The 9451-nt window shown below is 49.8% G+C and carries 7 protein-coding genes; 3 read left to right on the top strand and 4 right to left on the bottom strand.

Annotated elements, in window-relative coordinates; all coding sequences use genetic code 11:
* The 3 genes from ACTF5Z_RS09960 to ACTF5Z_RS09950 all read right to left on the bottom strand — a co-directional run.
* Window positions 1–708, bottom strand: a 708-nt coding sequence (locus ACTF5Z_RS09960) for a response regulator (protein ID WP_438985499.1), incomplete at its 3' end; no start/stop codon positions are given.
* Window positions 708–3911, bottom strand: a complete 3204-nt coding sequence (locus ACTF5Z_RS09955) for an ATP-binding protein (protein WP_438985498.1) — start codon at window positions 3909–3911, stop codon at window positions 708–710. The genes ACTF5Z_RS09955 and ACTF5Z_RS09960, both read right to left, overlap by 1 nt.
* Window positions 3912–3971: 60 nt before the next feature.
* The gene (locus ACTF5Z_RS09950) at window positions 3972–5471 is read right to left on the bottom strand and encodes a GAF domain-containing protein (RefSeq protein WP_438985497.1); all 1500 of its coding nucleotides are present in this window, start codon (window positions 5469–5471) and stop codon (window positions 3972–3974) included.
* Between the two features lie 472 nt (window positions 5472–5943).
* Here ACTF5Z_RS09950 and ACTF5Z_RS09945 point away from each other — a divergent pair, with 472 nt between their 5' ends.
* The 3 genes from ACTF5Z_RS09945 to ACTF5Z_RS09935 all read left to right on the top strand — a co-directional run bounded on the left by ACTF5Z_RS09945 (window position 5944) and on the right by ACTF5Z_RS09935 (window position 7891).
* Complete coding sequence (locus ACTF5Z_RS09945; protein ID WP_438985496.1) at window positions 5944–6804, top strand: nucleotidyl transferase AbiEii/AbiGii toxin family protein; 861 nt, start codon at window positions 5944–5946, stop codon at window positions 6802–6804.
* A 113-nt stretch (window positions 6805–6917) separates the two neighbouring features.
* A complete protein-coding gene (locus ACTF5Z_RS09940) occupies window positions 6918–7592 on the top strand; it encodes a tellurite resistance TerB family protein (RefSeq protein ID WP_423849257.1) in 675 nt (224 codons plus the stop codon).
* Window positions 7593–7666: 74 nt separating this feature from the next.
* On the top strand, window positions 7667–7891 hold the full coding sequence (locus ACTF5Z_RS09935; RefSeq protein ID WP_438985495.1) for a putative signal transducing protein: 225 nt from the start codon (window positions 7667–7669) through the stop codon (window positions 7889–7891).
* A 13-nt stretch (window positions 7892–7904) separates the two neighbouring features.
* Here ACTF5Z_RS09935 and ACTF5Z_RS09930 read toward each other — a convergent pair.
* The coding region (locus ACTF5Z_RS09930; RefSeq protein ID WP_438985494.1) for an efflux RND transporter permease subunit at window positions 7905–9451 on the bottom strand (1547 nt) is incomplete at its 5' end.

Raw genomic sequence — 9451 nt, 5'->3', positions numbered from 1 at the left:
TTCAGCGTGGAGACTCATCTCAGCGCGCTCATCTGCTTCAAGTCGCCCAGGTTTGGTCAAGATGGCATCTGGAGTACCAATTTTTCCAATATCATGCATGGGGGCGGCATTGAAAAGTAGATCGCATGCGTCCTCTTTCCAGCCTAGTGCGGTGGCGATAATCCTTGAATAATGCGACATTCGGATGACGTGCAAACCCGTTTCATTGTCTTTAAATTCCGCTGCTCGACCCAGCATTTGCAGGGTTTGTCGCTGGCTTTCAAGCAGTTGTGCATTCGCCTCTTTGATTTTACGGTCTAAATCCCAACGTTGATCTGCTAGCGCCAATTGGTTTTGGACTCTGACTTTAACAATAGGCGCGATCACTGGTTTCGTAATGTAGTCCTTAGCACCCAAGTTAAGCCCCGTCACTTCATCTTTGGTGTCTGACATGGCCGTACAAAAAATTACGGGTATATCAGCCAAACGAGGGTCTTCGTTCATTTTCTGCAGCACTTCATAGCCGTCCATTTCTGGCATCATGACATCAAGTAGAACCAGGTCTGGATGAATCTTTAACATGGTAGCCAGCGCATCCATGCCGCTCTTGGCAAATGATAAATCGTAATCGTCTTTTAAAATCTGACGCATGACATTGAGATTAGCGGGTTGGTCGTCGACAACCAGTAGTCGTTTTCGTGCCGTCGGATTCGCTTGTGTGTCTGTCATTATACTAATAACCTGTCAATTAATCGTGAGGCGAGTTCGAAATCAAAATCGTCCATTGCTTCTTCTAGAGGCTTGAATTCAGCCGGTGAAAGCCGCTTTCGTAAACCCTCAATAGCGGCTTCATCGATATCAAAAGAGGCAAAAGCCGTTTTTAACTGATGAAGGAGCGCTTGTGTTTCCGCTCCGCTTGTATCGCGCACTGCGCCTATTTCTTGGATCAGCGATTCGATTAAGTTGCGTGCATTAGCGAATTCAAATTCATCAATGGCACTCTCGATCGGTGTAAACTGAGTCGCAGGCAAGCTGAGGCGTAACAGGTCTATGGCATCGTCGTCGATTTCGTCATTTAACAGTCGACTCATGACCGCCTGCAGTGCGTCGATAGCCCGCTGGCTGTCAATCAGCGTTCCTGCTGGGTCAGGATCGCTACTCGGGCCGGGAACCTCCTGCGACAAGGTGTCTCGATCCGCCCTGATCTGTTCCTCTTGACTAGCGATGACCGTAATGATGTCCGAAAGATCATGATTGCCTTCTTTAATACGATCTTCTGCAATGTAGGTGATTTTATATAACCGCTTGCAACCAAGGTTACCAAAGATGCCTTTTACGGTATGCAGGTACTCAACGAGTCGCGCTGTTTGTTCATTTTGTTGCAGTTCTACTATTGTGCCGCTAATGTCTGGGTAACTCACCAGCACTTTGTCTAGGGCTTTCAATAACTGCGTGGTGTTGCCCCATATTTGTATGGCAGCCTCTAGATCAATGGCGCTGAGCTTGGCTCTAAACTGGCTGACGTCTTCGGTTGATTGTTCCTCAGGCTCCTCATCTTTAACAAGTTGCACACCGGTGAGCTCGGAGACTTCATTGTATAAGTTGAGCCAATTAATTGGCTTAGGTGAGAAACGATCTGCTCCAGCCGCGAGACAGGCCTGTTTGTCCTCCTCCAGCACGCTAGCTGTAAGCATGATAATCGGCACGCGTGGCTTATACCTTTCTGACTCCCAAGCTCTGATCGCGCGAATTGCATCAAAACCATCCATCTCTGGCATGTGCGCGTCCATTAAGATCACATCGTAATTATTTGTTTGCGCTAATTCGAGTGCATGCCGGCCGTGAATCGCTTCGTGTATCTCATGTCCCTCGCGAGATAGCTTGAATCGAATAAGATCACGGTTTGCCTCGATATCGTCAGCGACAAGAAAGGAGAGGCTGCGTTTAAACTTGATGTGATCTGCGTTTGACGCAAGATCGCTTACGAAATTGGCCACAGCCGGCAAAGGCACAACGAATTGAAAGTTACTGCCCTTGTTCTCTTCACTTTCGACCCATATGCGACCTTGCATGGCTTCAATAATGCCTTTGCAAATGGCAAGCCCTAGGCCTGTCCCACCAAATTTTCGGGTCGTCGAAGCATCGGCCTGGTTAAAGCGTTCAAAGACCCTCTCGAGTGCGGCTTTAGGCATACCGATACCGGTATCAGTCACCTCAAAATGTACGTCGTTGTCGCTTGATGGGAAGCTCACTTTTAATGTAACAGAGCCCACTTCTGTAAACTTAATGGCATTACCGAGAAGGTTCAGAAGTACTTGTCGCAAGCGACTTGGGTCCCCATTGAAACCCGGCGCGGGGGCGTTTTCAAAATCAAGTTTTAAGGCAACAGATTTTTTCTCTGCATTGGGTTTTACCAAGTCGATAACGTCTTCAAGCAGTTCTTGCAAGCTAAAATCAATATACTCTATTTGTAGGTGATTCGATTCAAGCTTTGATACATCTAGAATGTCGTTGAGAATCGCCATTAACGAAGACGCGGCATTGGAGACCGTTCTTAACATTTTGTACTGAACCGCAGGCATGGACTCCTCAAGCAGCAGATCTGTCATCCCCAAAATCGCATTCATGGGTGTGCGAATCTCATGGCTCATATTGGCCAAAAACGCCGATTTGGCTTGATTCGCTTGCTCAGCTTGCTCTTTAGCCAGTTTGAGCTCATGTGTGCGTTCGGTTACCGCCAGTTCGAGTTCGTGGTTTATTTGCTCCATGCGGTCGGTATAAGTGCGCGTATCAGTGACATCTTGTGTGATGAAAACAACACCTAGGATATTATCGTGGGTATCGGTAACGGGCGTGCCGGTGATTTCGATAATGCGCTCAGGGCAGCCGGGTGCATCGGTAAACTCTGCATGAAAACTGGTTCCAGCTTGAATATCTGCCAGGGTTGAGCTGTCAATATTCAGCCCAGTTCCCAGTTTTTGAATGACTTTCTCAAAGGGCCTGCCAACGGCATCGTTTTTGTCGAGCTTCATCAGCTGGGCGATACCCGTGTTGGCCAAGCGCACTGTTTTGTCGAGGGCAATAGCGAGCACACCTAAGTGTTTAGACGACTGCAAAATACTGTTGAGATAGCCCTCTTGCTCTTTTAAAGCCTGCTCTGCAGCCTTTGTTTCAGTAACGTCTTGACGCGTGAGTACCTGACCTCGAGCTGAGCCAGACAGTGGACTCAATTGTAAACGTAGCCAGGCAACGTCCCAGCCCATCGGCACCTCGATATCTTCACTGGCTTCTGATATCTGCCCTTTGAGCATCTGATTACTTTTATTACGGAAATCACTGCTACCCAGCGCTGTGTCTTTGCCTGCCGGGTCTAAAACAGCAATACTTTGCTGAGCAAATTCCGAGAACGCAATTGGCTTGCCTAAGCGCTGTCCTTCGAAGTTCAACCAAGCCTGATTCACTCGCTGAATCAAACCATCGCCGTCAAGCACCGCTATTTGGGTTGATAGGCTATTAATAGTAAGGTTTAACTGCTCTGCGCTCTCATCGTACTGCTTCTGAAGCAAGGTCAGTTGACGGGTTTGTTGACGTAGCTCGCTAATATCAACAATTAATACTTCGCGTGCGCGACTCCCGACAGATGTCGGCCGCCCTGATTCTCGCACCCAATAAAAGGTTTCATCAAAGTTGACTCGATACTCAGCAACGTATGCAGTTTGAGTATCCATTGCGGCTGCAATCGCTTTATTTGTTCTGGCGCGGTCGGCTCGAGAAATAGCGGCCACCCACTCAGCCCAGCTATCCATCGCACTAAGGTGTTGGATCCAACCGCAGTCTGCGCTTAGACCATGAAGAAACGATAATTCGCCATGCTCTCCTACCTCAAGGCTGGCGAATACGCCAAGCTGTGCTCCAATCAGTGACGTGTGCATGGGTCAGAGCATCCGCGCTTGAGGTGAGGTAAGAATAAGACAGCACATGTTGTACTAGGCCTAACCCAGAACAAGGTCCAACTGCCGGCGCAGAAGACCGAGGGTAAATAAATCATCTTCATTCCAAGTTTTGGACATACCCTGTCGCACGTCAATCCATTTCTCGAACGACTCACGCGGCGAGAGCTTCACGCCACCTGTTGTGAGGGTTTCGACGGGTTTTTGTGGGTTACCAGCCCAGGCTACTTCGCCTGACTCTTCAGGGCGGGTGAGTATCACGGTGACTAGTGTATTACCGAAAGTTGCGGCCCTCACCGTCAGAATAGCGCATCCAAAAATTCCATGGCTATGCGCTTTAGAGCGCTTGTCAAAATCATCAGGGAGTGTTTCCAGCACAACCAGCTCCTCGAAGCCTTTGGTCTCTGACAAGCCCACGAGAGATTTGACGAGTTCGGTATCTGGCTGAGTGTTCAGGCCGCTGAACGCGCCACCGACATCAATAATGCAATCGGAGAATTCAATTTGATCCGCGAGGCCACCGATTGATTTTGCTAGCGTTGTAGCAAGTTCATTGGGCGAACTTCCGCCTTTTAATGAGGATCCGATCTTGTCACTCAACTGTTCGGCGATGAACTTTTGCTGCCCTATGCGTTGCGTTTCGATGCGCGCTGAAAATTGCTGAATGAGATTGACACAGGCCAGTCGGGCCGAGAGAGAAATAGGTCCTGGCACATCGTTATGCGACGCAATTAGTCCCCACAGTTTGCCGTCAACCATGATCGATACCGAAAATGACGCGTGCACATTCATATTGGTTAAATATTGAATGTGCACAGGAGATACCGACCGAAGGTCAGACCAAGTCAGGTCTAAGGTGCTACCTACCTCCCCGCGACCTAAGATATTGACCGTGTCATTGGTGGCTAACGGGATATACCGGTAGGGCGTTTGCGCATAGAGGCCGCGAGCAATCGCTGGGATATCCGACGCCGGAAAACGAAGCGATAAATAAGAGCCAGAGGATCGCAAAACGCTCTCTGCTAGCACCTCTCCCGACCAGTCCGGCAAGAATTGATAGAGCATAATGCGGTCGTATCCGGTTATTTGGGCTAAACCATCGACTACGGCTTGATGAACATCATGCATATCATTCAAGTTGGCGCCATCCTGCAGCTCGGGCAGCTCGGGGGCGAGGATAACGGTTTCATCGGCCTGTGATTTTTCAAATTCAAATAACCAGCCAGCCGCTGTTGGCGATATTAAAACATTGAGCTCTCCTTCACCCAGATCGAGCGCCCCAGGCAAATAGGCACGATTACCAGCGCCGGTGGGCAAACCGGGGAGGTCGGGCAGCATCTCACCTACCCATTCGTCACCACTTTGGCCGAGGAGTTCTTCACAGGATTCGCCCAAGAAAGTCTCGAGGTTTTCGCTACCAAAGGTGAATTTACCGGTATCCCGCGATAAAAAGAGCATAGCGCCATGGGCTTGGATTAGCCCCGAGTTTGCAAGTGGCTCGAGCTCGCAGTTGTTCAGCAGGTCTGAATTAAATTCTTCCATAGTGTGTAGATTCCAGTAATTCGTGAAGCCAAGCTAAAACAGCGAGTGTAGCAAGGGCCTCGAATGAGCTTGCTGCGACAGTACCGAATTTGTCTAGGCAAGGTAATCAGTGCATAGACTACAATCTAGCAAACTTTTTTGCGTTTTCGAAATTTTTTTGTGCATTATTGCAAATAGCAAGCGGCTTTTAAATGGTTCTTAGGGTGTTGGCGACAGCCATTAACAATCGCTATAGCTTTTAGTCGCTTTGTGGGCTGGATACGATGCTCCCAGCAATCTGGGGCCATCGAATCAGTAGGGCAGGGCGTATAGGTAAATTGCTTTAAGATTATTGAGTCCGCTAGGCGCAATGGGAGGCTGATGGGTTGCTGGACTGTGAGGTTGCTCTGGAAGCGGGCAGTCTAAATTACAACGAGGCCCGCCTTAACTGCGAGGTTGTTCCGTTAGAAGCCGTTTTGAAAGAACGTGGAACATGGGCAGCATCAGAAAATCCGCACTCAGCGGCCTCTACGTTTTAAATCCCGCACATCGGAAGCAGTCTCTGCATCCTTTTGTGCTAGCGCAGCAAATGTGCCTCGGCAGTTATGTGTCGGCTGAGTCGGCCTTTAGCTTTCATGGGTGGATTCCAGAATCGGTGCACACTGTGGTTAGCATGAACCATGGCGGTAAGTCAGTTACCTACGAGAATGATGTGATTGGTAAGTTCGAGTTTCGACGCATGACGACTCGGGCTGGCTACTTTCTAGAGTTTGGAATCGCACTTGCAGTGTTAGACAAACAAATAATGGATAAAAATGTACGGACTGCTTTGATTAAAGATACGTCCATCGCGAGTCAACTAAACTTGCGTTTTTACGACCAGCAACGGGATAAGAAGCTGACGATTAAGCTAGAAATCGACACGAACCCTCCGTTTGGCTCAGGTTTCGAATATACCTACTTGAGTTTCCCTGTGGACTATGAGGTTTGCCATCAGGATCTAGAAAGTAACTGCGCCCTGAAAGTACACGCCCTACTTTGTAAGCCTTATCTGAAGGGTCGAGATTGGTACGACTTTAGCTTGTACGTCGGTAAGGGGGTAGCGCCAAGAATTAACTTGGTGAAAAGCGCGTTGTTGCAACATGGCCTATGGCGGGGACAGGACTTGGACGTTGACCGAATCTGGCTGGCAAATGTTTTGCGAGACAAAATATCAGCGATTGATTGGCAAGACGCGGCTGAAGATGTAGCTCGGTTTCTAACACCCATAGAGCAGGCTAGCTTAAAACTATGGAGTGAGCGGTTTTTCCTGCACAAACTTGAACGAATGAACGAGCTACTCAGAAGGAGGTAAGCGCTTAAGCTGCTTCTGCGGCTAAGCACCCGGTTCGATGTGGCATTTGTACCTGAAACTCGCTTTAATACAGACGGTCATAACCCAACCTTTACTTTTTAATGGGAGAGAATATGAACATAATGTCTGTACTTAATCAGATCATGAATCAAGCCGGCACTGTGCAGTCCAATCAGTCCCAACCGACGCCCAGTTCATCGGGTGGTGGGATTGATATGAAAAGCCTGGTTGGCGGTGGAGCTCTTGGGCTGTTGCTGGGCTCTAAGCGTGGACGAAAAATGGGGAAGAACGCACTCAAATATGGTGCTGTTGCGGGGGTTGGCGCTTTAGCCTGGAAGGCTTATCAAAACTATCAAACTAACACACAGCAAGCAGCTACGCCGTCTCCCTCGGTCGAGCAGCAAGGCCAGCAGCTTGATCAACTTGCTGGGGTACCGCAAGAGCAGCGGGGCTTGCAAATTCTTCAGGCGATGATTATGGCCGCACGCGCGGACGGTCACATAGACGGTAAGGAACGCGAATTGTTGTCTCAGGAAATTGCAAAATTGCAGCCTGACGATGAGCTCCATTCTTGGATTCAGCAGCAGTTTGATGCCCCCCTTGATCCTTTTGTCCTTGCACGAACAGTTGATTGCCCTCAAGGTAAGAGGGAGATTTACTTGGTGAGTGCAGCTATTATCGATGACCAAAATCCAATGGAACGCGCCTGGCTTGATCAGTTGGCAAGCGCATTAGAGCTCGATGCGATGATCACACGCGAGTTGGAACGACAATTACTGGAGATGTGAAGCGCGTGATAGATGGCTCCACCAGCCCTAGGTTGCTTTACCGAGGGTGACTTTAAATTGAATGGCGACCGCACATGTCCCGCATCAAAATATATGAGCCAGCGACCTTAATTGAGGCGCATCTTCTCAGGGGGATGTTGCAACAATTTGGCATTGAGGCCGAAGTCCACGGTGACACGCTCGTCGGTGGTATGGGTGAACTACCCGCCGCCGGATTGGTCTTTATTTCCGTTCCTAACACGCAGAAGCAGGAGGCTTTTCAAATCCTTCATGATTATGAAAGCTCGGCGTCCTGTTAGGCTATGAGCAATGTTAGAGCCTGTCTGCGTCGATAAGCTCGCGCTCCAGTCGAGCTGATTCATCTGCGCGGGGTTTAGCAAACCTCGCGAGCCACAGATACAGCACGGGTGTTAAGTAAAGTGTGAACAGTGTCGCCAGTCCCAGGCCTCCAAAGACAACCCAGCCGATCGAGTTTCGTGCCTCGGCACCAGCACCGGTCGACAAGATTAGCGGCAGCCCCCCTAGAATGGTTGAGATAAGCGTCATCATAATGGGGCGTAACCGAATCGTTGCAGCGTGCTCAATCGCATCTCTCACTGATTCGCCGCGATCTCGCAGCTGGTTTGCAAATTCAACCAGAAGAACCGAGTTTTTCGCGAGCAGTCCGATGAGCATTACGAGGCCTATTTGCGAATAAATGTTTAAAGAAATTCCAGTCAAATACAGGGCATAGATCGCAGCAGCCAGACCAAAGGGTACGGTCAATATGACGACCACAGCGCTGTTGACACTCTCGAACTGAGCGGCCAATACCAGAAGCACAATCAAAAACGCGAGGACATAGGTCATGACGACTTCTCGATTCGTGTCCTCAAAGGTCTGCGCTTCGCCCAAAAACAGTAAACCCATGCTGTTGGGCAGTAACTCTTGGGCGAAACCACGAAGTGCTGCCGTTGCTTCCGATAACGGGTAGTCTTCGGCGATTTCAAATTGCACTTCGATGGCTCGGCGTTGTCCATGTCGCTCGAGCTCGGCCGATACGCCTTCTTCAACAATCTCGGCAACGCTGGAAATCGGTACCAGCTCGCCGTTGCGTGCGGGGACGTAAAGATTTTGCATGTCTTGAGGCGATCGCACGGCGTTGAGTCGTGTTTGCAGATAGACCGGTATTTGTTGGTCGCCAATGTTTAGGTCGGCGACATTGTCCCCGTTAATGGCTGCTCTTAGGGTAGAGGATATATCGGACAGCGCAACGCCGAGGTCCGCGGCTCTGCGGCGATCTATCTTAAAGCGCAGCTGGGGTTGGGTCGGCTGGTAAGAGATGTCGGGGCGACTGAACTTCGGATCTCGTTTTACGACTTCTTTTGTGAACGCTTGCGCAGCCGCAAAAATATCGCTGTAGTTTTCGCCGGTAATAGCCATTTCAATGGCGCCGCCGCCGCGACCGCCGCGCACATTGAGTGAGTTGGATCCAAAAGCTCGACCGGGAGCGCCCGGTATATTGGCCAATTCCGGCCGTATTTGCTGAATCACTTGCTGCTGTGAAATGTCTCGCTCTTCCCAAGGTTTCATATTGGCAGTAATGAAACTCAAATTGACATCCCATTGCCCCACGACTGTATACACAGAGTCAAATACACCTTGCTCGGTGTAGGGGGCCAAGATCTCTTCGAGCTGACGTGTTTGTCGATCCATGAAATCGAGCCCCACGCCGTCCGGCCCCCTCGAGAACACGCGGACTGTGCCGCGGTCTTCGCTGGGTAATAGTTCAGAGGCCACCTCGTCGTAAAGTGTTATCGCACCAACTGCTGACGCTAGCGACAGCCCTGCAATCAACCAAGCTTTGTTCAGCGCCCAAT

The sequence above is a fragment of the Aequoribacter sp. genome, from assembly GCF_965659035.1.
GTDB lineage: Bacteria > Pseudomonadota > Gammaproteobacteria > Pseudomonadales > Halieaceae > Aequoribacter.
Note: the sequence above shows the minus strand (reverse complement) of the source record. Positions and strands in the feature narration are given on the sequence as shown.

What these genes read in the sequence shown, in the direction of transcription:
- ACTF5Z_RS09955 (WP_438985498.1), bottom strand. Translation starts at nt 3,911, where the DNA reads ATGCACACGTCACTGATTGGAGCACAGCTTGGCGTATTCGCCAGCCTT.
- ACTF5Z_RS09950 (WP_438985497.1), bottom strand. Translation starts at nt 5,471, where the DNA reads ATGGAAGAATTTAATTCAGACCTGCTGAACAACTGCGAGCTCGAGCCA.
- ACTF5Z_RS09945 (WP_438985496.1), top strand. Translation starts at nt 5,944, where the DNA reads ATGGGCAGCATCAGAAAATCCGCACTCAGCGGCCTCTACGTTTTAAAT.
- ACTF5Z_RS09940 (WP_423849257.1), top strand. Translation starts at nt 6,918, where the DNA reads ATGAACATAATGTCTGTACTTAATCAGATCATGAATCAAGCCGGCACT.
- ACTF5Z_RS09935 (WP_438985495.1), top strand. Translation starts at nt 7,667, where the DNA reads ATGTCCCGCATCAAAATATATGAGCCAGCGACCTTAATTGAGGCGCAT.